Origin of the sequence: Allorhizobium pseudoryzae, from assembly GCF_011046245.1 — a bacterium.
Classification (GTDB): Bacteria; Pseudomonadota; Alphaproteobacteria; order Rhizobiales; family Rhizobiaceae; genus Neorhizobium; species Neorhizobium pseudoryzae.
Map to the genome: position 1 here is coordinate 254,852 of NZ_CP049241.1, position 22,969 is coordinate 277,820.

The window sequence follows — 22,969 nt, forward strand, 5'->3', positions numbered from 1 at the left end:
TCTATCCCTGCCTGTGCTGCCGATAGCGCATCGGGAGAGGAAGCGGAACAGGTTTTTCGGGCGAGCCACCTATGTGACCCGCCCCTCATCATGAAACCGTCAGTTCCAGCGGTCCTTGCCGTTGGCCTTTTTCGGCTTGCCCTTGCCGGCGGCGGGTTTTGCCGGCTTGCCGGCAAACTTGGCGCCATCCTTGAAGGCGGGCTTGCCGTCCTTCTTGAACGGCTTGTCCTTGAACGGACGGTCGCCTGCCGGCTTGTCGCCATAGGACCGTTCGCCATAGGCGCGTTCACCGGTCGGGCGGTCGCCGGCCGGCTTTTCACGGAAAGGCTTGTCGCGGAAGGGTTTGTCACCCGATGGCTTGTCGCGGAAGGGCTTGTCGAAGCTTTTCGTCTCGCGCGCCTCGCCACCGGCATAGGCCGGCTTTGCCTTCGGCTTGCCCTTGCTCCAGTCGTCACGGCCACCTTCGCGCGGAGCATCGTTGAACTCGCGGCGCGGCGGGCGGTCTTCAAAGCTGCGCTTCTCGAAACTGCGCGGCTCGGACTGGCGGGAAAGGTCCGGCACGCCGTCCAGCACGGTCACGCGCACACCGCGTTCCAGCATGCGGTTGGGGCCGATCGCACCGAGGAAGGTATCGGCCACATCGGCGGACAGTTCCACATAGGTTTCCATCTGCTGCATCTTGATCGCGCCGATGCCCGACTTGGTGATGTTGCCGTTGCGGCAGAGCATCGGGATCAGCCAGCGCGGTTCGGCATTCTGCTTGCGGCCGACCGACAGCGACAGCCAGATGGCCGGGCCGAAATCGCCACGCGGCGTGCGCGGGGTGGACGGAAAGCTTTCGCCCGCCTCGCCGCGCGCGTCAAAACGATCATTCGTGCGCTCGCGCGGCTTGCGGGGACCGTCGATCGAGATTTCGATCAGGTCTTCCGGGGCTGCATTGTTGTTGCGGTGCAAGTTGACGAAGGCGGCGGCGAGCTTTTCGGCGCCATAGGTTTCGACCAGCCGTGCGACGAGATCCTGTTCCTCTTCACGGATTTCCTCGGAAAACACCGGATCGGCCAGAAGACGTTCCTGGTCGCGCACGATGACCTCTTCGGCAGAGGGCGGCAGCACCCAGGCGGGCGTGACGCTGGCGCCCATCAACAGGCGCTCGGCCTTGCGGCGCTGGTTGACCGGCACGATGAAGGCGCTGATGCCCTTGTTGCCGGCGCGGCCCGTGCGGCCCGAGCGGTGCAGCAGGGTTTCCGAATTGGTCGGCAGATCGGCGTGGATGACGAGTTCGAGGCCCGGCAGGTCGATGCCGCGGGCGGCGACATCGGTTGCGATGCAAACGCGGGCGCGACCATCGCGCATGGCCTGTAGCGCATGGGTGCGTTCGTTCTGCGTCAGTTCGCCGGAAAGCGCCACGACGGAGAAATTGCGGTTGCTGAGACGGGCCGTCAGGTGGTTGACGTTGGCGCGCGTCGAGCAGAAGACGATGGCGTTCTTCGCCTCGTAGAAACGCAGCACGTTGACGATCGCGTTTTCGCGGTCGGACGGGGAGACCATCAGCGCACGGTATTCGATATCCGCATGCTGCTTTTCCTCCGACGCCACCTCGATGCGCACCGCATCGCGCTGATACTGCTTCGCAAGCCGGGCAATGCCCGACGGAACCGTGGCGGAGAACATCAGCGTGCGACGATCATCCGGTGCCTGTTCCAGGATATATTCAAGATCCTCGCGGAAGCCGAGATCGAGCATCTCGTCGGCCTCGTCCAGCACGCAGACGCGGACTTCCGACATGTCGAGCGCATTGCGGCGGATGTGGTCGCAGATACGGCCCGGGGTGCCGACGACGATATGGGCGCCGCGTTCCAGCACCCGGCGTTCGCTACGGATATCCATGCCGCCAACGCAGCTGGCGATTACCGCGCCGGTCATTTCATAGAGCCATTCGAATTCGCGCTTCACCTGCATGGCAAGCTCGCGGGTCGGCGCGATCACCAGCGCCAGCGGCGCCTCGGCGCGGCCGAAACGCTCCTCGCCTTCCGGCAGCAGCGTGGAGGCCATGGCCATGCCGAAGGCAACGGTTTTGCCGGAGCCGGTCTTGGCAGAGACCAGCGCATCGGAATCCGCCAGATCCGGGTTCAGCATCGCCTGCTGTACAGGGGTGAGGGTTTCATAGCCGCGTTTCGACAACGCCTTGGCAATCGCCGGAACGGCGTTATTCAGTTCGGACATTTCAAGGTCTTTCGGAGCAAGGCGCATTTTCGCGCGAAAAGGCCGCGACGGAACGCAGCAGTCATGGCGCTCGCTGTAGCGATTTGCGGGCGAAATGTCAAAGCGGATGCGCGGGCGGAGCTTCCCGGTTCGGGACAGGGTAAATGAACAAGACGGAACGGATGGGCGATGGCATAGTGCCGTCGGCCAAAGCGACCGCAATCGACAGGAGAAAGCCCGATGTCCTTTTTTCCCGGAACCGATCCCGAAGCGGGCGATGCCTTTGCCTGTGATGCCATCGAGAACCTGATCATTCCGCGTTCCAGCGATATCGGCGGCTTTTCCGTGCGCCGGGCGCTGCCGACACGCCAGCGGCGGCTTGTCGGGCCGTTCATCTTCTTCGACCGCATGGGGCCGGCGATCCTCAAGGCCGGCGAGGCGCTGGATGTGAAACCGCATCCGCATATCGGGCTTTCCACCGTTACCTATCTCTTCGACGGCGAGATCAAGCATCGCGACAGTCTCGGCACTGAACTCGTCATTCGCCCCGGCGACGTGAACCTGATGACGGCGGGGCGCGGCATCGTGCATTCCGAACGCACGCCGGAAAACCTGCGCGGCCATCCGCTCTCCATGTCCGGCCTGCAGACCTGGCTGGCGCTGCCAGACGAGAAGGAAGAGATCGACCCGGCCTTTGCCCATACCGCCAAGGAAAACATGCCGATCATCGATCTGGCCGGCGTGACCGGACGGGTGGTGATGGGCGCGCTCGACGGCGTGACCTCGCCGGTCGAGACCTTCACCGATACACTCTACGCGGATCTCGCACTTGCCGCCGGGCGACGTTTTCCCTTTTCCGCCGCGCATGAAGAGAGGGCGATCTACATCCTGTCCGGCTCGCTGATCGTCGCTGGCGACCATTTCGCAGCCGACCAGTTGCTGGTGTTTCGTCCGGGCGACGAGATCACGCTGGAAGGCGGGCCGGAGGGCTGTCATCTGATGCTGTTCGGCGGCGCGGCGCTGAATTCCAGACGCTATATCTGGTGGAACTTCGTCTCCTCCTCGAAGGAACGGATCGAGCAGGCGAAGGAAGAATGGCGCACGGCGCGTTTCGACATCGTGCCGGGGGATGAAGAAGAGTTCGTCCCTTTGCCTTGAGAGGGTTTTCGGCTAGAAGCGCGGCTTTGTGACACTTGAAAAAGCCGCGTTTCTGCTCATGTTGGGAAGAAACACAGGCTCCGCGAGAGCAGAAAAGGCATTCCCATCGTGACCTCCATGCCCAAGACGCCGCTTCTGGACCAGGTGACCTGGCCGGCCGACCTGCGCCAGATCGAAGACCGCGAGCTGCCGCAACTGGCGCGTGAAGTGCGCGACGAGATGATCGACGCCGTGTCCAAGACCGGCGGGCATCTGGGTGCCGGCCTTGGCGTGGTGGAACTGACGATTGCCATCCACAAGGTGTTCAACACGCCGGACGACCGGCTGATCTTCGATGTCGGCCACCAATGCTATCCGCACAAGATCCTGACTGGCCGGCGCGACCGCATCCGCACACTGCGCCAGGAAGACGGGCTTTCGGGTTTCACCAAGCGCACCGAGAGCGAATACGACCCCTTTGGGGCGGCGCATTCCTCCACCTCGATTTCTGCCGGGCTTGGCATGGCGGTGGCGGCAGACCTTTCCGGCCATCCGCGCAATGTGATCGCGGTGATCGGCGATGGTGCGATGTCGGCCGGCATGGCCTATGAGGCGATGAACAATGCCGGCGCGCTGGATGCCCGCCTCATCGTCATCCTCAACGACAACGACATGTCGATTGCGCCGCCGACCGGCGCGATGAGCGCCTATCTCGCCCGCCTTGCTTCCGGGCGCACCTATATGGGCGTGCGCGAAATCGGCAAGAAGCTCACCGCCTATCTCGGCAAGAATGTCGACCGCGCGATTACGCGAGCCGTGGAACATGCCCGCGGTTACGTGACCGGCGGCACCATGTTCGAAGAGATGGGCTTCTACCATATCGGCCCGATCGACGGGCATTCCTTCGAGCATCTTCTGCCAGTGCTGCGCAACGTGCGTGACAATGCCAAGGGCCCGGTGCTGATCCATGTGGTGACGCAGAAGGGCAAGGGCTATGCGCCGGCGGAAGCCGCCGCCGACAAATATCACGGCGTCAACAAGTTCGACGTCATCACCGGCGCGCAGGCCAAGGCGAAACCGAACGCGCCGAGCTACACAAACGTGTTTGCCGAAGCGCTGGTGCAGGAAGCAGCGCTCGACGACAAGATCGTCGGCATTACCGCGGCCATGCCGAATGGCACGGGGCTCGACAAGCTGCAGAACCTCTATCCCGCCCGCACCTTCGATGTGGGCATTGCCGAACAACATGCGGTGACCTTTGCGGCCGGCCTCGCGTCTGAAGGCTACAAGCCCTTCTGCGCACTCTATTCCACCTTCCTGCAGCGCGGTTATGACCAGGTGGTGCATGACGTGGCGATCCAGGGGCTACCGGTGCGCTTTCCCATCGACCGCGCCGGTTTCGTCGGCGCCGACGGGCCGACGCATGCGGGCTCCTTCGACACCGGCTTCCTCGCCTCCCTCCCCGGCTTCGTGGTGATGGCGGCGGCCGACGAGGCGGAACTGAAGCACATGGTGCGCACCGCCGCGGCTTATGACGACGGGCCGATCTCCTTCCGTTATCCGCGCGGCGAAGGCGTCGGCGTCGACCTGCCGGAGCGCGGCGACATTCTGGAAATCGGCAAGGGCCGTGTGATGAAGCAGGGCGCCAAGGTGGCGCTGCTCTCCTTCGGAACCCGACTTGCCGAGTGTCTGCTGGCCGCCGAAGATCTCGATGCCGCGGGCCTTTCCACGACCGTTGCCGATGCGCGGTTTGCCAAACCGCTCGACCACGACCTCATCCGCCAGCTTGCCCGCCACCACGAGATCGTGCTGACCGTGGAAGAAGGCGCTGCCGGCGGGTTCGGGTCGCAGGTCATGCATTTCCTCGCCAACGACGGCCTCCTCGACAACGGCCTCAAAATCCGCTCGCTGGTGCTGCCGGATCTCTGGATGGACCAGGCGAAACCCGAAGTGATGTACGCCAAAGCCGGCCTCGACCGCGCCGGGATCGTGAAAACGGTGTTCACGGCACTGGGGCGTGGGGTTCAGGTGGGCGCGGCTGGGTGATGGGTGGATGCTGGTTGCCGAAGGCTGCTATCGGCCTGAGGCGGTCATAGCAGATTTAATCTGGGCCAGAGCGCCCTGAGGATTATCTTCCGGCGCAAACTTGAAAAATGCTAGAGTATTGATCGCAGCCGAACAAACTGTTTACTGGCTGGGCCCGTGGGAACAATTGGCTTTGCAAATGCCGTTTGCAAACTAAAATGAATATTCATCAGCCCTACACCATTGAGGCGAGTCGTGAATTCGACAAGCAGAGGCAATAGCCTGGAGGATGTTTTTTACCAGTATCTCCTCGATCAACGAGATCGTGGAGAGCTCATCTTCGGGCTGTACCCGTCAGAAAACTGCAGAATTTATAAGAAAAAGAAATATTACTGCCGCGATCGTGAAGCAGATGTCGAATTCGATATCGTTTTAGAGTTGTATCGTACGGGGCGAAATGCCCCTCACCTGTACGTTATTTTCGAGTGCAAGAACCATGACGCAAACGTCTCCGAAATTTACGTAAACGATTTCTCCTCGAAAATTGGTCGCATGTTCCCTTGCGCAGTCAAGGGCGTCATCATTGTCACCTCACGATTGCAGTCTGGAGCTGAGAAAGTTGCTAGAAATGCCCATATGGGCATCGTTAAATACGATGATAAGGGCCTTGAGATCATTGCCGATCGCAGGGGCTCGTGTGTCGAGCGTGGGTTTGTCCAATCTCAAATTTTCCGCGATGATAACTCTACCAAGTCGCTTAAGTTTTCAGCCTATCATGACGGGGATTATTTTGGCTCGATCCGTCAGTTTCTGGATAGCCTTGATCCCGACTCTGCCGAGAGCACTCAACAAGAGAATGAACGCATCCGTCTGTCGGTACCATTCCTATCAATAGAACAGATAAAGGCGGCCGCACGTGAAATTCTCGAATTAGCCAGCTATGAGTCAGGCGCAGTCGACTTAGTACAGATTTGCCGAAGCCTATCCATCGAACTGCGGTTCGCCGATCGGGCTGTGTTCGATGCGGACGGTGTCACCATTCTAGGCTCAGCGAACTTCGGACGAAAGCTCATTGAGATCAATTCGCACTCGAGGGAAACGCGAGAGCGATTCACCATTGCTCATGAAATTGGGCATTTTTGTCTGAGCCACGAGCATTATTTGCATTCCGAAACGATTATTGAACGAGACCTTTTCATTACCCGTGAAAGGGACGAAATCTTCAACTATGAGCGACTCGAGTATCAGGCCAACGCATTCGCAGCCGAACTCCTGCTCCCTGATGTGGAATTCTTCAAAAAGACAGCTCATTTCCGCTGCGACCTGGACATCCGCGACCGTGGGCATGGGTACATATTTGTCGACAACCAGCCCTGCAACTACACGCCCTATGAGGAATTGCTGTCGCGTCTTTCGACATATTTCGAGGTATCGAAACAAGCTATTGAGGTTAAATTTAGAAAGTCCAAAATGCTGACCGATCACAGGACGCGCAGTGAGCAATCGCCTATATCTGGCGTGTTATCGAATTTGATTTCTTCGCGGCACATTTAAGTTAAACGGCAGTTTCTCCTCATAGCTATCGCGCCAGATTAAAGAACCTCTACAACTACCAACTCAGTTTCTGTCGCCGGTCAGCACCTTTGCCGACATAGCGCCCGCCGATATCACCTATTCTGCGCCGAATTTGGCGACGGCCCTCGCCCTTCGCGTCACTCGGCCTTCGCGGCAGCCCCCCTGGCCTGCCGGCCATCTCCCCCACACGGAGGGGGGGAGATCGACCCGCGGCACTGTCGTGCCTCAAGGACGCGCTGTCGTCTGTGGTGAAACATTTTCTAACGCAACTGCCCCTGCCTGCAGCGTGCGACTAGACGCCGGGTTCAGACGCCACCCCCTCAATTCCCGCTCGGCGCCACCAGAAACAGAATATCCAGATCCTTTTCCGGCCAGAAATCGGTCTTTTCCATCACGAACGTTGTCGGGCCGGTTTTCTTGATGCCGTCGGCGCAGAGGCTCACGTAGTTTTCCGGTTTGCCCTTGTCGATCGTCAGCTTGAACTTCGCAATGTTGCCGCCCCAGTTGGCGCCGGTCTTCAGCACGTAGGAGAGCCAGGCTTCCGTATAGGTCGGGCCGTCCGGCGGGGCGGCCTTTTCCAGCTTGGCGGCCGTTTTCATGAAGGCATCGTCCAGGCAGTAGCGGGTCTTGTAGCTGTCATAGTTGAAGCCCGGCTTGCCGTGGTCGATGAAGCTCAAGGCCACCGTGCCGCCGACGCTCGGTTTGTACCGGTGGCTGACGCGCACCGTCTTGCCGGCCGGAAACGTGGTCTTCCACCAGTAGACCGATTGCAGCGTCCAGAGCGGCCGGTAGACGGTCTGCCATCCCTGCCCCGCATCGAAGGTATCGGGATAAAGAAGGCCGCGGCCCGCCCAGTCCTTCAGGGTCTCGGGCGGCAGCGTCTTCAGGTCCTCGGCCGCCTTGTCGCTATAGGGCAGGAGCGAGATGTTTCGGCTGCGCAACTCGTCCGTCCAGTCGATCGAGAGGGCGCTCACCCGCTGCTGCAGTTGCGGCTGGATCGGCTTGCCGTCCTGCGTCACGGTAAAGCCCAAAAAATTGTCGGCCTCGAAATCCGGAACCGCGACATTGCTCTCCGGCTGGGTGACGATGTCCGGCATCGGGAAGGCGATGATGCTCGTCACATCCTTGTCGCTGGTGTTCTTGAACACGTAATCGACACGCACCTCGTCCATCGAGAGAAAGAGGTTTTCCTCGACCATCGAGACGTCTTCGGTGACAACATAGGCAAGCCCGCCGGTGCGCAGCTCCGCCATCGAATCGTTCGCCAAGGCCGGAACGGCGGTTGCGCAGAGAAGGCCGGCTGCCGCCAGGCTCAAAAGTTTATGCATGATCTTACCCCACCCGAAATCGCGCGAAAGGTAGCACGCGGGCCGCGGGACGGAAGGGGGATAAACAAAAAAGAGGCGGGGTTGCGGCCCGCCTCTTGATCCTTGTCTCTCCGATGGAAGAGATCAAAACTCTTCCCAATTGTCTTGCGCCGGCTTGCCGCCGCCAAAGGCCTGGGCGAGCTTGCCGTGCAGCGCGTTTGCAGGTGAAGCCGCCGGGCGGGCGGAGGCCGTGGCGGCAACCGGGCCACGACCGATGGCCGGTCTTGCCACTGCGGTGGCCGCGGGCTGGGCTGCCGGTTTTGCCGCAGGCTTTGCCATGGGGCGCGCCATCGGCTGAGGTGCCGTTGCTGCAGAGACCGGGCTTGCCGCCGGGGCGGCGGGCCGCGGTGCCTGCGGCCGCTGGATGGCGGCACCCGCTCCGAGCTTGAACTGGCGCAGGAGTTCGTCCAGTTCGCCGGCCTCGCGGGCAAGCGTATGGCTGGCGGCCGTCTGTTCCTCCACCATCGCGGCATTCTGCTGCGTGTTGTGGTCCATGGCGGCAATCGCGGTGTTGATTTCCTGCAGGCCGATCGACTGTTCGCGCGAGGAGGTGACGATCGCCTTGATGTTATCGTTGATCTGCTGGACCTCGACGACGATCGCTTCCAGCGCCTCGCCCGTCTCGCCGACCAGCGCCACACCGGCATCCACCTGCTGACTGGAGGTGGTGAGCAGCGTCTTGATCTCGCGGGCCGCATTGGCGGAGCGCTGGGCGAGTTCGCGCACTTCCTGGGCGACGACCGCAAAACCCTTGCCGGCTTCCCCGGCGCGGGCGGCTTCGACACCGGCATTCAGCGCCAGAAGGTTGGTCTGGAAGGCGATGTCATCAATGACGCTGATGATGTTGATGATCTCGCCGGAGGACTTGGAAATGCCTTCCATGGCGGCGACCGCACGGCGCACCACTTCGCCGGATTTTTCCGCCCCGAGGCGAGCCCGCTCGACGCGCTGGCCGACATCTTCCGCCCGCTTGGCGGCGTCCTTCACGGTGGTCGTCACCTCTTCGACGGCCGCCGCCGTCTGCTCGACGGAAGCCGCCTGGCGCTCGGTGCGCTTGGCGAGATCATCGGTTGCGGACTGGATCTCGACGGCGCCGGCATTGATGGCGGACGCATTGCGGCCAACGCTCTCCAGCGCGGACTGCAGCTTCTCCACCGCCACGTTGAAATCGCCCCGCACCCGGTCCAGGTGCTCGGCAAAGGGACGGTCCAGACGGTAGGCGACATCGCCATCGGCCAGTTTCGACAGGCCGTCGGCCAGCGAATTCATGGCGAACTCGATTTCCGCGGCCTCGCGCGCCTTGCGGGCGTCGTTGGCCTGGCGCTCCTCTTCGCTCGTCAGGCGCAGTTCCTCGGTCTGCTTCGACAGCCGGACCTTTTCGATGGCCGCATCCTTGAACACCGCGACGGCCTTGGCCATCTGGCCCACTTCGTCCGTGCGGTCGAGGGCCGGCACGGCAATATCGTTGTTGCCGGCCGCCAACGCGCTCATGGCGCGGGTCATGCCGACGATGGGGGTGACGATCGCCTGCGACAGCAGCCAGATGAGGCCGATGGAGATGACGCCGGCCACGGCGCCGCCGATCACCAGCGTCCACAGGACGACGGCATGCGCCTGCTCCTGTTCATGCACCTTGGCGGTGGTGAGGCTGTTGAGATTGCCCTTCAGCTGTGCGGCGAGCCCCCGGAAGCGCTCCAGCTCCGGCGAGGCCTCGCCGGCGGCCTTGACGACGGCTTCGATGGATGCCGGATCCTTGGCCGCCTGACGCGCCTTCAGCTGCGGCTCGACCACGGATGCGAAGAAGCTCTCGGAGGCGCTCTTCAGGTCGGTCAGCGTGCGCGCGATCGCGGCATCGTCGGCGGCCGGTTTCAGCGCGGCGTCCAGGGCTGCGACCGTCTCTTTCTGCTTGGCATAGACGCCGTTCAGCAGGTCCGGATTGCCCGTCAGCATGTAGCCGCGCTGGTTGAAGGCGAGTTCCAGCTGCGATTCCGCCGTATCGGCGACAGCCGCCTGGATCTCCTGGGCAATCGTCAACCCGCGCGAGGCATCCGCCGAACGCAGAGCCTGGAGGAAGACAACCGCCGATGCCAGAAGGCAGACGGACATCAGCGCCAGGAAGGTGCTGATCAGCTTCTTATTGAGGGAGAGATTTTTCAGGAACATCACACACCGCACTCAGAGATTCGGTTCACACCGTTGCCGACAGAGAATCCGATGGATGTTAAAATTGCGTTGCCCCGGCGCTTCAACTCCCGCGTATCCCGACCGAAGCTCAACTTTTCTGGCCCTGGTCCAGGCTCGACTTCGCCAGACCTGACAATCGTCAAGTCTTGTGCGCGGCTCCTCGCCTTTTTCCTTGCGCCGGGACCCAAGGACCGGCATTGACGGCAGATGACCTCCAAGACCTCCGAAAGACTGGACCAGCTGCTCGTCAGCCGCGGTCTGTTTGCCAGCCGCTCGCGTGCCCGCGATGCGGTTTTACGCGGCACCGTGCGCGTCAATGGCGCCGTCGTTGAAAAGCCAGGCCAGGTGATCACCGGCGATGCAGAGCTTGCCATCGATGACCCGGCGCAGGCCTATGTTTCGCGCGCGGCGCTGAAGCTGACGGCCGCCCTCGATCATTTCGGCCTCGATCCGGCGGGCCAGACCTGTCTCGATATCGGCGCCTCCACCGGCGGCTTCACGCAGGTGCTTTTGGAGCGGGGCGCCTCGCATGTGGTGGCCGTCGATGTCGGGCACGGGCAAATGCACCCGATGATCGCCAGCGACCGGCGCGTCACCAATCTCGAAGGACTGAACGCCCGGCATATGGAGCAAGAGGATATTGGCGATGTGGCGGTGACGCTCGTCGTGTCGGACGTCTCCTTCATCTCGCTGAAACTCGCGCTGCCGCCGGCGCTTGAGCTCGCGGAAGAGGGCGCCCATTGCGTGCTTCTCGTCAAGCCGCAGTTCGAAGCAGGACGCGAAGCAATCGGCAAGGGCGGGCTGCTGCGCGATCCGGAGAGCGCGCCGGATGTCGCCGCCGAACTGGAACGCTGGCTGGTGGACGACCTGGGCTGGACCAGCCTTGGCCTCATCCCCTCGCCGATCGCCGGCGGCGATGGCAACCAGGAATATCTGCTGGCGGGACGCAAGGACGCCGCCCATCAGGATGCCGACGAGGATCAGGAATGAGTACGCAAACCGTCAAGATCGCAAGCCTCGGCGCCAAGGGCGATGGCGTAGCGCATACGGTCGAGGGGCCGGTGTTCGTGCCTTACGCGCTGCCGGGGGAAACGGTCGCGATTGCACAGGTCAAGAACCAGGGCACGATCATGTCGATCGCCACCGCCTCGCCGGACCGGGTGGAGCCGCCCTGCCGGCATTTCGGACCGGATGGCGTCGGCGGCACCTGCGGCGGCTGCGTGCTGCAGCACCAGGCAAAGGCGCCCTACAATGCCTTCAAGCGGCAGCTCCTCATCGACGCGCTGAAATCGCAGGGCATCGATGTCGCCGTGGGCGAGACGGTGGAATCCCATCCCCACCAGCGCCGCCGCATGGTGCTGACGGTGCGCCGGCGCGAGAAGGAGATCGTCATCGGCATCAACCAGGCCGAGACGCACCATGTGGTGCCGATGGTGGAATGTCCCATCGCATCCGTCGGCATCATTGGTCGGCTGGATGCGCTGAAGGCCATTTCGCGGGCCACCGGCTGCGATGCCTTCCGCATCGTCGTGACCGAAACCGTGACCGGCCTCGACATCTCGCTGGAAGGCGTACGAGGCGGCCTCAAGGAACAGGAACGTCGGGCCGTCACCAATGTCGTGCTGAAACTCTCCGGCATTGCGCGGGTGTCGATCAATGGCGAGATCCTGATCGAACCGGAAAAGCCGCTGCTCGATTTCGGTGGCGCGCGTGTGGTGTTGCCACCCGGCGGCTTTACCCAGGCCACCCGCGAGGCGGAAGAGGCGATGGCTGCGATGGCAATCGCCCATCTCGGCAAGGCGAAACGCGTCGCGGACCTGTTTTCCGGCATCGGCACGTTTGCACTCCGGATCGCCCGCAAGAGCGGCGTGCATGCGGTGGAATCGGACGAGAAGGCGGTGAAGGCGCTCGACCAGGCGGCGCGCACGACGCAAGGGCTGAAGCCGGTGACTGTCGAGCGGCGCGATCTCTTTCGCCGGCCGATGACGCCGCAGGACCTGAAGGTGTATGACGCCGTGGTGTTCGACCCGCCACGCGCGGGCGCCGAGGCACAGTGTCGGGAGCTGGCGCTGTCACCCGTCAGGAAGATCGTCGCGGTCAGTTGCAACCCGCTGACGCTGGCGCGCGACCTGTCGATCCTGATTAAGGGCGGCTACAAAGTGGTTTCGGTGACCCCTGTCGACCAGTTCCTCTGGTCGTCGCATGTGGAAGCGGTGGCCCTGCTCGAACGGTAAGGCTCAACCGCCCGCTGCTGCCCCGCTTAACCGCCGAGTTGCAGCGTGCCGTTGCCGACGACGCCATCACACCGGCAGCGCCCGCCGACCCGGCCTTCCTGCGCACGGCAGACATTCGGGTATTTCTGCTTGGCACTGTCCTGCGGCGGCACGACGCAGACATAACGCTGGCGGGGCTTGTAATCGTTCTCGTTGATGACGCGGGTGTTGGGACCCGTGGACTGGGCCATGGCCGCCGCTGATGTCACGAGCAGCACAACGAGGCCTGCACCGAGCCTGATCATCCTCATTCCTCCGATCAATCCTTGCTGACTGCAGACCATCGGCCCGCAGCCGTTAACGGAGGATGAACGGCAGGTCGGGCCACTGCCCGTTTATTTGCCCCGCCTCATGAAAGCCTCGAAGGCGGCGCGGGCTTCGGCGCTGCGCAATTGGGCCGAAAAGTGCAGCATTTCGGCATCGATACGGGCGAGCACCTCTTCGGTCGAACCCCGGACCAGATCGCGGGCGATCTTCAGCGCCCCTGCGGGTTTGGCGGCAAGTGCGGCGGCGAGTTTCAGCGTTTCCATCTCCACCTCCTCCGGTGCCACCACCTTCCAGATGAGGCCCGCTTCGCGTGCCTGTTCGGCGGAGAAGCCCTCGCCGGCGGCGAGGAGCGCAAAGGCGCGCTGGTGGCCCATCATGCGCGGGGCGAGCAGGCTGGAAGCGGCTTCCGGCACCAGCGCCAGATCGACGAAGGGCGTCTTGAACAGGCTGCGTGTCGAGGCCACCGTCATGTCGCAATGCATGTGAAGCGTGGTGCCGATGCCGATCGCAAGGCCATCAACGCCGGAAACGAGCGGCTTGCCGTAGCTTGCGAGCACCTTCAAGAGATCGACCGCCGCCGGGGGTTCCGACGAGCCGGACATGGCAAAGCTGAGAAAATCCGCCATGTCGTTGCCGGCGGAAAAACAGCCCTCGGTGCCAAGAAAGGCGACCGCCTTGATCGACGCATCCTGGCCCGCCTCATGCAGACCGGCGACCATGGCGCGGTACATGGCCGACGTGATGGCATTCTTCTTGTCCGGCCGGTTGAAGCGGATCACGAGCACGCCGGGATGGGTCTCGGGGCGTTCGATCAGGATGTGGTCGGTCATGGATTGTCCTCGTTCAATACGATCCGTCGCGGAGAGTGCCCCTCACCCCGCCTCCGCTGCGCTCGGCGCTCCCTCTCCCCGTAAACGGGGCGAGGGGGAACGGAGGCGGCGCGGCCTTTCCCCTTCTCCCCGCGGGCGGGGAGAAGGTGCCGGCAGGCGGATGAGGGGCCACCTTGCCCGGTGCGGAGCCTTAGCCAAACAACATCCGCGCGGCGGCAAGGCTGTCGGCGCCGCGGATGACGCGGTCCTTCAGTGCGGCCGTCTCGGCGATCAGGTTTTCGGCGGCAAAGCGGCAGAGGGCCAAACGTTCCGGCCGGCCGTGGTCCTCGTCGGCGAGCGCTCCCTTGGCGAGGTAGGCGCCGGTGAGCGTCAGGCCGAACAGGCGCTGGTAGGGTGTCGCACCGGAGAGTGCGGCCTCGGCTTCACCGGCGGCCAGACGGGCGAGCAGCCAGTCTGTCGCCTCTTCGAGATCCGCCAGGCTTGCCGAGAGGCGTTCCGCCGTCTCGCCGAAACCGTCGAGATTGGAGGCGCGCACCTGTTCGGCGATCTCTTTCAGCTCGGCGATGAAACCGCGCACCTGCGCACCGCCGGAGAGCGGTAGCTTGCGGGTGACGAGATCGGCGGCCTGGATGCCGTTGGTGCCCTCGTAGATCGGGGCGATGCGCGCATCGCGCCACAGGCGGGCGGCACCGGTTTCCTCGATGAAGCCCATGCCGCCATGCACCTGGATGCCGAGGGACGCAACATCCACGCCGGCATCGGTGGCAAAGCTCTTGGCAATCGGCGTCAGAAGCGCAGCCCGTTCGGCAAAATGGCGCGCCTCGTCGCCTTCGGCGGTATGGGCAATGTCGGTCGCATGGGCGCAGGCATAACAAATGGCGCGTGCGCCCTGCGTCAGCGCCTTCATGGTCACCAGCATGCGCGCGACATCCGGGTGCTCGATGATCGGCGACATGCCGGATCCCGTCCAGCCGGGCGCCTTGCCCTGCGTGCGGTCCTTGGCATACTGGATCGCCTTCTGGGTCGCCGCCTCGCAGATGGCCACACCCTGCATGCCGACGGCCAGGCGCGCATTGTTCATCATGGTGAACATGCAGGCCAGCCCCTTGTTCTCCTCGCCGACCAGGTAGCCGATGGCACCCGGTTCGTCGCCGAACTTGCCGTCGCCATAGATCATCGTGCAGGTGGGCGAACCGTGGATGCCGAGCTTGTGCTCGATGGAATGACAATGCAGGTCGTTGCGGGCCCCAAGCGATCCATCCGCGTTCACCAGGAATTTCGGCACGAGGAAGAGCGAGATGCCGCGGGTTCCGGCCGGTGCATCCGGCAGGCGGGCGAGCACCAGATGGATGATGTTGTCGGTGATGTCGTGCTCACCCCAGGTGATGTAGATCTTCTGGCCGAAAATGCGGTAGGTACCGTCGTCGCGGCGTTCCGCGCGGCTCTTCATCACGCCGAGATCGGAGCCGGCATGCGGCTCGGTGAGGTTCATGGTGCCGGTCCATTCGCCGGAGACCATTTTGGGCAGATAGGTCGCCTTCAGCGCCTCGGAACCATGCGCCGTCAGGGCATCGACCGCGCCCATGGTCAGCGTCGGGCCGAGCGCGAAGGCCATCGAGCCGGAATTCCACATTTCGAGCGCCGCGACGTTCAGCATATGCGGAAGCCCCTGCCCGCCGAAATCCGGCGAGGCGGTCAGTGAGTTCCAGCCTCCTTCAGCCCAGGCGCGGTAGAGTGTGTCCCAGCCTTCCGGCACGATGACCTTGCCATCGACCAGTCTCGCGCCCTGCCGGTCGCCGATTTCGGCCAGCGGGGCCACTTCCTCGGTCGCGAACCGACCGGCCTCGGACAGGATGGCATCGACCAGATCGTCGCTCAGATCTCCAAGCCGCCCTTCGGCCAGTGCCGGCGCCAGGCCCGCCACGTGTTTCAGGGTAAACGCGATGTCTTCAACCGGCGCCTTGTACATGGCATGCTCCTCCGCAATCCTGTATCCTGACCGGCGCCATCTCCACCCAGACGTTGGCCGATCCTCCCTCTATCGGCTAATTGATTTTTACGTAAACGTCAAATGTTTTGCCGGTTTTGCGCGCTTCCGTCGCAGTGTGGTCAACTCTTGGACGGCTGTGGTTTTCGTCATCAGCCTGTCATGGCTTGCGGGGTAACCCCGTTTGGAACCCTTCTAAACCAACTTGGGGAGACGACCATGACTGAGATCGACACAAGCAAGCTGTCCTGGGACGAATGGGACGAGCTGCAGAACCCGCCGCCGGCCGAAACCGACTTCGACCGGGTCGTTGCCTCGGCCATTTCGCGCCGCGGTTTCCTCGGCAGCGTTCTCGCCTTCGGTTCGGCCGCCGCCGCCATGGGCACGCTCGGCAACCTGATGAGTTCGACCTCGGCCCAGGCACAGGAGGCCTCGCGCTTCCCGTTCAAGCCGGTACCGATCGCCACCGACAACACGATCCACGTACCGGAAGGCTATTCCTGGAAGCCGCTCGCCAAGTGGGGCCAGCCGCTGTTCAAGGGCGTGCCGGATGTCGATCCGGCGAAGGGCGTCAGCCTTGAAAACTCCGACAAGGTATTTGGTGAAAACACCGACGGCATGGAACTCTTCGTCGTCGGCGAGCACCAGCTGATCGCCGTCAACCACGAATACGTCAACCCGGAAATCAACCTGCCGCATCGCGAGAAGGGCAATCCGGCCAATCTCGATGACGTGCGCATCCTGCAGAACATGCAGGGCGTGACGGTGATGGAAGTGGCCGAAGGGGCCAATGGCTGGGAGATCGTTGTCGACAGCCCGTTCAACCGCCGCATCCACCACAACACGCCGATGAAGATTTCCGGTCCGGCCGCCGGCTCCGATCTTCTCAAGACCGCCGCCGATCCGAACGGCACCGACTGTCTCGGCACCTTCAACAACTGCGGCGCCGGCAAAACGCCGTGGGGCACCTACCTCACCTGCGAAGAGAACTTCAACGGCTACTTCGGCACCACCAATGCCGAGTTCAAGATGCCGGCCGACTACAAGCGCTACGGCATTGCCGCCGAAACGCGCTATGCCTACGAGAAGTTCGATGAGCGCTTCGACGTGGCGAAGAACCCGAACGAACCGCGCCGCGCCGGTTATGTCGTCGAAATCGATCCCTCGAATGCCAAGTCGGTTCCGGTGAAGCGCACCGCGCTCGGCCGCATCAAGCACGAAAACGCTGCTGTCGTGATTGCCCGTGACGGTCGCGTGGTCGTCTACATGGGCGACGACGAGCGCGGCGAGTTCCTCTACAAGTTCGTCTCGAACGGCATCTACGTTCCGGGCGGCGAGACCTCGAATCTGCTCGACGAAGGCACGCTCTTCGTTGCCAAGTTCACCGATGACGGCACCGGCGAGTGGCTGGCCCTGACGCCGGACACGACCGGCATGACGATGGACGAGATCTGCGTCTTCACCCGCCAGGCCGCCTCCAAGGTGGGCGCCACCACCATGGACCGTCCGGAATGGGTGGCGATCAACCCGGTTGCCATCGAAGCCTACTGCGCGCTCACCAACAACAGCCGCCGTGGCGAGGTCAAGGACGGCAAGCTGCGCACCAATGCCGGTGGCGATGCCATGGCGATCAGCGCCGTCAACCCGCGCGAGAAGAACGAATACGGCCAGATCGTGCGCTGGTACCCGGAAGGCGACGACCACGCGAACGGCACGTTCAAGTGGGACCTGTTCTGCATGGCCGGCAACCCGGCTGTTCACAAGGACGCCTATGCCGGCTCGTCGAACATCAACGAAGGCAACATGTTCAACTCACCGGACGGCATGATGTTCGATTCAACCGGTCTTCTGTGGATCCAGACGGACGGGGAAGACAGCAACGAAGGCAACTTCGCCGGCCAGGGCAACAACCAGATGCTGGCAGGCGATCCGGCCACCGGCCGCATCGAGCGCTTCCTGACGGCACCGAAGGGTGCGGAAGTCACCGGCCAGACCTGGTCTGCCGACAAGCGCACGCATTTCGTCGGCATCCAGCATCCCGACGCGCCGTTCCCGGATGGCGAAGGCAAGCTGCCGCGTTCGACGGTGATTGCCGTCAAGCGCAACGACAATGCCATGATCGGCTGATCCCGATCTCGGGCGAACCATCACCAACGGGGCGCGTCGGTTTTCCGGCGCGCCTTTTTCATCTGCGCCTCCGGTGTGTCTTGATGCCGTTTCATCGTCATGGCTAGATGCTATGCTGCAGCCGCGAAGGAGCCCTCCCATGCTGTCCATCGTCCAGTCCATTCCCGGGCTCGTCTGGGCCTATACCTTCGACCAGGAGCAGCGCAGTTGCCGCCGCCTGCCGCCGGATGCCACCCGCGCCGACCTGAGTTTTGTCGGCAACGGCTTCCGCTGGCTGCATCTGAACCTGGCCGATCAGCGTGTCGCCGCTTTCCTGGAAGAGTTTCCCGAACTGCCCTCCGCGGTGGTGTCGGCGCTGACGACGCATGAAACGCACGCCTCGATCACCCTGGAAGACGGGATGATCTATGGCACGCTTGTGGATTTCCAGCGCGAGTTCGACGAGGAGACCCGCGATATCGGCTGGCTGCACTTTGCCGTCTGCGACAATCTGCTGATCACCACCCGGCTGCAGCCTTTACGTTCCATTGACCGGGTGCGGGCGGCGGTGGAGAAGAACCCGGCGCGCTATCGCCAGCCGATCGACATCTTCGAACTGATCGTCGCGGAATTCCAGCGCACGCTGATCTCACTGGTGATCGAGCTGACGGAAGAGCTGAACCAGATCGAGGATGTCGTCTATGGCGCAACCACGCAGGACGAGCGTCGCCGGCTGGCCCCCGTGCGTCGAACGGTGGTGCGCCTGCACCGGCATCTGCGCACCGTGCTGACGCTGCTGCGCCGGGCTGCGGCCGCAGACGACGACGAGATGCCGCATGGTTTCGATGATGTGGCCGGCCGCCTGACAAGCCGGCTGGAAGCGGTGGATCACGACGTCTATGCGCTGCAGGACCGGGCCCGGCTGCTGCACGAAGAAATCGATTCAAAACTCTCGTCTGAAACGAACCGCCACCTCTACATCCTGTCGCTGATGACGGCCTTCCTGCTGCCGCCCTCGCTGGTGACCGGCTTTTTCGGCATGAATACCTCCGCCCTGCCCTTTTCCGATGGCGAACATGGCACGGCGCTCGCCTTCGGCCTGATGGCGCTCTCGGTTTTCGGCGCGTGGTGGCTGCTCAAACGGGCCGGGATTCTCTGAGCGCCAAAGCGCTGCCCCCAAACGCAAAAACCGCCCGGCAGGACCGGACGGTTCTCGTTCTTCCGACATGCTTCGGTTCAATAATAGGGCGACAGGCACTGCTGGCGCGGGCCGCCATAGGGCTGGAAGGTGTTCGAATAGCTGTCATAGGACCGATAGCGGGCCGAGCACCATTCGTAATGCTGCGGGTTGATGCCGGCGCGGCTCGGGGCCGGTGCATAGCGCGGCTGCGAGGCGGCGGAACCGGCAATCAGGGCGCCTGCAATCAGCGCACCGGCAGCCAGCGGCACCCAGGCATTGCCACTTGAATGATGACGGCGCTCATGGCGGTCCCAACGGCGGTCGTAACGGTCGTACCGGCGGTCCCAACGGTCGCCGCGACGGTCCCAGTAGCGGTCGTCGCGATACTGAACCTCGACAACCTGCTTTTCCACGTGCGGCGCGGAAACGAGCGGCATGGCCTGGCTCGGCAGCACGGATGCGGTCAGGATGGAGGCCGAGAGGCCTGCAATCGTCAGTTTCTTCAAGAAGTCCTTCATCATCGATCTCCACTCCCTCGCCGGACACCCTGCAGGCTGGACCTGATGTCCCCCGGTCCCTCTTCTCTGCAGTTCTGGTGCATCTTAGGATCTTCTACCTGAACCGCTCATTAACGCTTCGTTCATAAGCAGCAACTGCACTTGCCATCAGGCCGTCCGGACGAAGGAAATCCGGCCACTCGAACGGAATGGCCGGACCTCGATCGCATCAATAGGGCGAGTTGCAGAAGCGGCGATCGCCGCGGCTGTTCGCCACATAGGTGTTGTCATAGGCGCGGTAGGTCTTGTAGCGCTGCTGGCACCAGGAATAATGCGCGGTGGTGTAACGGCCTGGACGCACGGGAGCGACCGCCCGCGGCTGCGACATGGCACCGCCGATGATCGCGCCGGCCGCGAAGGCACCCAGCGGGAACCAGAAGCCGTTGTGGTAGCGATAGCCCTGGCGACGATCCCGATAGCCGCGATAGCCGTTATAGTAGCCATCGCCGCGTCGATCGAAGCGGTGATAGCTGCGCGGCTCCCAGCGACGGGGCATGTTGTCGCCGTATTCATGGTGGCCCTGGACGCGGATGACCGGCGCCGGAGCCGTCACGACGCCGCCCGGCAAGGTCGGCATCGAGAAGGCTGGAGAAAAACCGGTCGCCGTTACTGCGAACGCTGTCGCAATAACGGCCAGTTTCTTGGTAAACCTGTTCATGGGAACTTCCTCTTCCTGCTTTATTGAAGCAGAAACGCTGATGCTGCGCCAGAGGTTCCGTGTCAGGCACCGCACCACGAGGTCGTGATGCGTCCGCCCCACGCGCATCGGTTCGGTGGTCCTTCGCGTCAGACCTCGACCTCGATATCCGTCTTCGGACGCGAGCAGCAGGCGAGGATATAGCCCTCCTCGATCTCGTCATCGAGGATGCCGCCATTGTGGTTCATGTCCACCTCGCCCGAGAGAAGCATGACACGGCAGGTGCCGCAGAGGCCGGATTCGCAGGCCGCCCCGATGCGCACGCCGGCGGCCCTTGCCGTCTGCAGCACGGTGAAGCCCGGCTCACAGGTGGCTTCCTTGCCGGCCATGGCAAACCGCACCTTGTGGGCGGGAGCCCCCTCCTCGCCCTCATGGACCACGACAGGCGCGACCGGTGCGACGGGCTGGAAGGTTTCCTCGTGGTACCGGCCCATGTCGAAGCCGGCGCCGGCCAGCGATTCCCGGACCGTTGCCATGAACGGGTCCGGTCCGCAGCAGAAGACGGTGCGATCAAGGAAATCCGGGGCCAGAAGCGCGATCTTCGCCTTGTCGATGAAGCCGCGCAGGCCGCTCCAGAGCTGCGAGCGGCCGACGTTCTCGACGATGAAGCCCGGCTGGAAATGCGGCAGGTGCCGGGCGAGATATTCGAGCTCCCAGCGGAAGATGATGTCGTCCGGGGAACGCGCGCAGTGGATGAAGGAAATCTGGCTGTCCGGCTGGCGGTCGGCCATGTCGCGCGTCATCGACATCATCGGCGTGATGCCGGAACCGGCGGAGATGAAGAGATATTTCTCGCCCGGATGCTTCACATAGGAGAAATCGCCGAGCGGCCCGATGGCGCGGATCTTCATGCCCGGCTTCAGGTTCTCGAACATCCAGCGGGTGCCGATGGAGTTCTTCTGTGCCTTGACCGTGACCGCCACCGTGTAGGGCCGCGAGGGTGTGGACGACAGAGTATAGGTGCGCAGCAGCGGTTCCGGACCGACGGGCAGTTCCAGCGTGATGAACTGCCCCGGCATATACCGGAACCAGTGCCCCGGCCGATCCGCCTTGAAGGTGAAGGTCATGACATCCGGGGCTTCCGGCGTCCAGGCGACACATTCGAGGAGATGCGTCCGGTCGGACCAGGGCCGCATCTCATCGACATGCTTGTAGGCGAGATCCACTGTCATTCGGTTATGCTACGACTGCAAGCTTGGCCTGATCACCCTGAAGCCGGTTGATCATGAAATTGCGATACCACTCGACGAACTGCATGACACCGCCTTCATGGTCCGGCGAATAGGGGCCGGGTTCATAGGCGGGCGAACGGATGCCGAAGGCGTTTTCCTCGACGATCGACCGGTCCTGGTCATTGGTCATGTTCCAGACATGGGTCAGTTCTTCGAGATCGTAATCGACGCCTTCCACCGCATCCTTGTGCACGAGCCAGGTGGTGGTGACGGCGGTTTCCTCCGCCGAAATCGGCAGCACCCGGAAGGAGATCGCGTGGTCGCCCAGCATGTGGTTCCAGGTGGTCGGGTAATGGAAGAGCAGCATGGTGCCGATATGGCTGATCGTCACGTCATCCGACAGCGGGCGCTTGACGGCGCGCTGTCCGGACATGGTGTAGCTTTCGGCATCCTGGATCAGCGGCATGCGGGCCACACGGAACTGGCCGCTCTGGTGCATGTTGAAGCTGCTCGGCAGGCCGGCACCCTCGCAACGCTCCCAATGCTCGGAAATGAACGGATCGTCGGCGGCACCCTGCACGCCGGTCGCCGTCGGCGCCTCCGGATAGGTGCGGCAGAGTTCCGGGTGGTTGCCGGCGCAATGGTAGCATTCGCGGTTGTTTTCCCAGACGAGCTTCCAGTTGCCCTTTTCGATGATGGTGTTCTTGTGAGCGACCTTCGCTTCCGAGAGGCGGTGCGGCGCCATGTAAGGCTCGACGGTGGCGCGCACGGGGGCGAAATCCGGCGCCTCGTTGGCCAGACAGATGAAGATGTAACCGCCGACGGTCTCACAATGGACCGGCTTCATGCCGAATTGCGACTTGTCGAAATCCTCGCCCATCTGGCGGGCGAAGACGAGCGAACCATCGAGATCATAGGTCCATTGGTGGTAGGGGCAGACGAGCTTGGCGGACGCGCCCTTGTCCTGCGTGCAGACCCGGTGGCCACGGTGGCGGCAGGTGTTGTGGAAGGCGCGGATCAGCTTGTCGCGGCCGCGCACCACGACGACCGGGTAATCGCCGATCTGAACCGTGAAATAGTTGCCCGCCTTCGGAATTTCGCAGTCGTGGCCAAGGAACAGCCAGTCGCGATACCAGATCATCTCCAGATCGAGGCGATAGTAATCCGGATCGATATAGAAGGGCTGCTCAAGGCTGAAGCCTTCGCGCTGGTTCTTGAGCTGCCGCAGCACCGTGTTGCGAATATCCATGGTCTACATTCCTGTCGAAGACGGCGGAGACGGAGGGATTTTCGCCACAAGCGCAAAACCCGCACCTTCGCCCGCCACGTGGGCCAAGCGTCAACTCTCAAGAACCCGGTTCGGGAAGACCGCAACAAGTGGCAGGTTCGCCACCGGCAGCGTTCCGCCGT

The 22,969-nt window shown here is 62.9% G+C and carries 17 protein-coding genes; 7 read left to right on the plus strand and 10 right to left on the minus strand.

What is annotated here, in order from left to right:
* Positions 1 to 99 precede the first annotated feature (99 nt).
* The gene (locus G6N78_RS01480; RefSeq protein ID WP_165214967.1) at positions 100 to 2,223 is read right to left on the minus strand and encodes a DEAD/DEAH box helicase; all 2,124 of its coding nucleotides are present in this window, start codon (positions 2,221 to 2,223) and stop codon (positions 100 to 102) included.
* Positions 2,224 to 2,442: 219 nt separating this feature from the next.
* Here G6N78_RS01480 and G6N78_RS01485 point away from each other — a divergent pair, with 219 nt between their 5' ends.
* From G6N78_RS01485 to G6N78_RS01495, 3 genes are all read left to right on the plus strand, one after another.
* The gene (locus G6N78_RS01485; RefSeq protein ID WP_165214969.1) at positions 2,443 to 3,360 is read left to right on the plus strand and encodes a pirin family protein; all 918 of its coding nucleotides are present in this window, start codon (positions 2,443 to 2,445) and stop codon (positions 3,358 to 3,360) included.
* Positions 3,361 to 3,468: 108 nt separating this feature from the next.
* Positions 3,469 to 5,385, plus strand: a complete 1,917-nt coding sequence (gene dxs / locus G6N78_RS01490) for a 1-deoxy-D-xylulose-5-phosphate synthase (protein ID WP_165214972.1) — start codon at positions 3,469 to 3,471, stop codon at positions 5,383 to 5,385.
* Between the two features lie 234 nt (positions 5,386 to 5,619).
* Complete coding sequence (locus tag G6N78_RS01495; protein WP_165214974.1) at positions 5,620 to 6,918, plus strand: ImmA/IrrE family metallo-endopeptidase; 1,299 nt, start codon at positions 5,620 to 5,622, stop codon at positions 6,916 to 6,918.
* Between the two features lie 341 nt (positions 6,919 to 7,259).
* Here the strand turns inward: G6N78_RS01495 and G6N78_RS01500 are convergent, their stop codons facing one another.
* Both G6N78_RS01500 and G6N78_RS01505 read right to left on the minus strand, forming a co-directional pair.
* Positions 7,260 to 8,267 carry a DUF4424 domain-containing protein gene (locus G6N78_RS01500; RefSeq protein ID WP_165214977.1) on the minus strand — a complete coding sequence of 336 codons (1,008 nt, stop codon included), beginning with the start codon at positions 8,265 to 8,267 and terminating at the stop codon, positions 7,260 to 7,262.
* 123 nt (positions 8,268 to 8,390) lie between these two features.
* A complete protein-coding gene (locus G6N78_RS01505; RefSeq protein ID WP_165214979.1) occupies positions 8,391 to 10,469 on the minus strand; it encodes a methyl-accepting chemotaxis protein in 2,079 nt (692 codons plus the stop codon).
* Positions 10,470 to 10,697: 228 nt separating this feature from the next.
* Between G6N78_RS01505 and G6N78_RS01510 the strand changes: the two genes are divergently transcribed.
* Both G6N78_RS01510 and G6N78_RS01515 read left to right on the plus strand, forming a co-directional pair.
* A complete protein-coding gene (locus tag G6N78_RS01510) occupies positions 10,698 to 11,480 on the plus strand; it encodes a TlyA family RNA methyltransferase (RefSeq protein ID WP_165214982.1) in 783 nt (260 codons plus the stop codon).
* Entirely contained in the window at positions 11,477 to 12,724 is a 1,248-nt protein-coding gene (locus G6N78_RS01515; protein ID WP_165214984.1) for a class I SAM-dependent RNA methyltransferase, read from the plus strand. The genes G6N78_RS01510 and G6N78_RS01515 overlap by 4 nt, the downstream gene beginning before the upstream one ends.
* Before the next feature lie 26 nt (positions 12,725 to 12,750).
* On the opposite strand, the gene G6N78_RS01520 is transcribed toward G6N78_RS01515, so the two are convergent.
* The 3 genes from G6N78_RS01520 to G6N78_RS01530 form a co-directional block, all read right to left on the minus strand.
* Positions 12,751 to 13,008, minus strand: coding sequence for a hypothetical protein (locus G6N78_RS01520; RefSeq protein WP_165214987.1), 258 nt, complete (start codon positions 13,006 to 13,008; stop codon positions 12,751 to 12,753).
* A 90-nt stretch (positions 13,009 to 13,098) separates the two neighbouring features.
* Positions 13,099 to 13,860 carry a crotonase/enoyl-CoA hydratase family protein gene (locus G6N78_RS01525; RefSeq protein ID WP_165214989.1) on the minus strand — a complete coding sequence of 254 codons (762 nt, stop codon included), beginning with the start codon at positions 13,858 to 13,860 and terminating at the stop codon, positions 13,099 to 13,101.
* A 190-nt stretch (positions 13,861 to 14,050) separates the two neighbouring features.
* Entirely contained in the window at positions 14,051 to 15,829 is a 1,779-nt protein-coding gene (locus G6N78_RS01530; protein WP_165214992.1) for an acyl-CoA dehydrogenase, read from the minus strand.
* Between the two features lie 237 nt (positions 15,830 to 16,066).
* Here G6N78_RS01530 and G6N78_RS01535 point away from each other — a divergent pair, with 237 nt between their 5' ends.
* Both G6N78_RS01535 and G6N78_RS01540 read left to right on the plus strand, forming a co-directional pair.
* Positions 16,067 to 17,974 (plus strand): PhoX family protein, encoded by a 1,908-nt coding sequence (locus tag G6N78_RS01535; protein ID WP_165214994.1) that lies wholly within the window; start codon positions 16,067 to 16,069, stop codon positions 17,972 to 17,974.
* 139 nt (positions 17,975 to 18,113) lie between these two features.
* Complete coding sequence (locus tag G6N78_RS01540) at positions 18,114 to 19,112, plus strand: transporter (protein ID WP_165214997.1); 999 nt, start codon at positions 18,114 to 18,116, stop codon at positions 19,110 to 19,112.
* A 77-nt stretch (positions 19,113 to 19,189) separates the two neighbouring features.
* Here the strand turns inward: G6N78_RS01540 and G6N78_RS01545 are convergent, their stop codons facing one another.
* The 4 genes from G6N78_RS01545 to G6N78_RS01560 all read right to left on the minus strand — a co-directional run bounded on the left by G6N78_RS01545 (position 19,190) and on the right by G6N78_RS01560 (position 22,808).
* Entirely contained in the window at positions 19,190 to 19,651 is a 462-nt protein-coding gene (locus G6N78_RS01545) for a BA14K family protein (protein WP_165214999.1), read from the minus strand.
* A 208-nt stretch (positions 19,652 to 19,859) separates the two neighbouring features.
* Positions 19,860 to 20,348: a BA14K family protein gene (locus G6N78_RS01550; protein ID WP_165215002.1), complete on the minus strand. Its 489-nt coding sequence runs from the start codon at positions 20,346 to 20,348 to the stop codon at positions 19,860 to 19,862.
* 128 nt (positions 20,349 to 20,476) lie between these two features.
* Positions 20,477 to 21,559, minus strand: coding sequence for an FAD-binding oxidoreductase (locus G6N78_RS01555; protein WP_165215004.1), 1,083 nt, complete (start codon positions 21,557 to 21,559; stop codon positions 20,477 to 20,479).
* A 4-nt stretch (positions 21,560 to 21,563) separates the two neighbouring features.
* Complete coding sequence (locus tag G6N78_RS01560) at positions 21,564 to 22,808, minus strand: aromatic ring-hydroxylating oxygenase subunit alpha (RefSeq protein ID WP_165215007.1); 1,245 nt, start codon at positions 22,806 to 22,808, stop codon at positions 21,564 to 21,566.
* Positions 22,809 to 22,969 lie beyond the last annotated feature (161 nt).

Bases quoted from the DNA above. Each gene is read 5' to 3' on its own strand.
- G6N78_RS01505 (WP_165214979.1), bottom strand. From the start codon at position 10,469: ATGTTCCTGAAAAATCTCTCCCTCAATAAGAAGCTGATCAGCACCTTC.
- G6N78_RS01520 (WP_165214987.1), bottom strand. From the start codon at position 13,008: ATGATCAGGCTCGGTGCAGGCCTCGTTGTGCTGCTCGTGACATCAGCG.
- G6N78_RS01500 (WP_165214977.1), bottom strand. From the start codon at position 8,267: ATGCATAAACTTTTGAGCCTGGCGGCAGCCGGCCTTCTCTGCGCAACC.
- G6N78_RS01515 (WP_165214984.1), top strand. From the start codon at position 11,477: ATGAGTACGCAAACCGTCAAGATCGCAAGCCTCGGCGCCAAGGGCGAT.
- G6N78_RS01540 (WP_165214997.1), top strand. From the start codon at position 18,114: ATGCTGTCCATCGTCCAGTCCATTCCCGGGCTCGTCTGGGCCTATACC.
- G6N78_RS01525 (WP_165214989.1), bottom strand. From the start codon at position 13,860: ATGACCGACCACATCCTGATCGAACGCCCCGAGACCCATCCCGGCGTG.
- G6N78_RS01545 (WP_165214999.1), bottom strand. From the start codon at position 19,651: ATGAAGGACTTCTTGAAGAAACTGACGATTGCAGGCCTCTCGGCCTCC.
- G6N78_RS01530 (WP_165214992.1), bottom strand. From the start codon at position 15,829: ATGTACAAGGCGCCGGTTGAAGACATCGCGTTTACCCTGAAACACGTG.
- G6N78_RS01485 (WP_165214969.1), top strand. From the start codon at position 2,443: ATGTCCTTTTTTCCCGGAACCGATCCCGAAGCGGGCGATGCCTTTGCC.
- G6N78_RS01480 (WP_165214967.1), bottom strand. From the start codon at position 2,223: ATGTCCGAACTGAATAACGCCGTTCCGGCGATTGCCAAGGCGTTGTCG.
- G6N78_RS01560 (WP_165215007.1), bottom strand. From the start codon at position 22,808: ATGGATATTCGCAACACGGTGCTGCGGCAGCTCAAGAACCAGCGCGAA.
- G6N78_RS01555 (WP_165215004.1), bottom strand. From the start codon at position 21,559: ATGACAGTGGATCTCGCCTACAAGCATGTCGATGAGATGCGGCCCTGG.
- G6N78_RS01550 (WP_165215002.1), bottom strand. From the start codon at position 20,348: ATGAACAGGTTTACCAAGAAACTGGCCGTTATTGCGACAGCGTTCGCA.
- G6N78_RS01510 (WP_165214982.1), top strand. From the start codon at position 10,698: ATGACCTCCAAGACCTCCGAAAGACTGGACCAGCTGCTCGTCAGCCGC.
- G6N78_RS01535 (WP_165214994.1), top strand. From the start codon at position 16,067: ATGACTGAGATCGACACAAGCAAGCTGTCCTGGGACGAATGGGACGAG.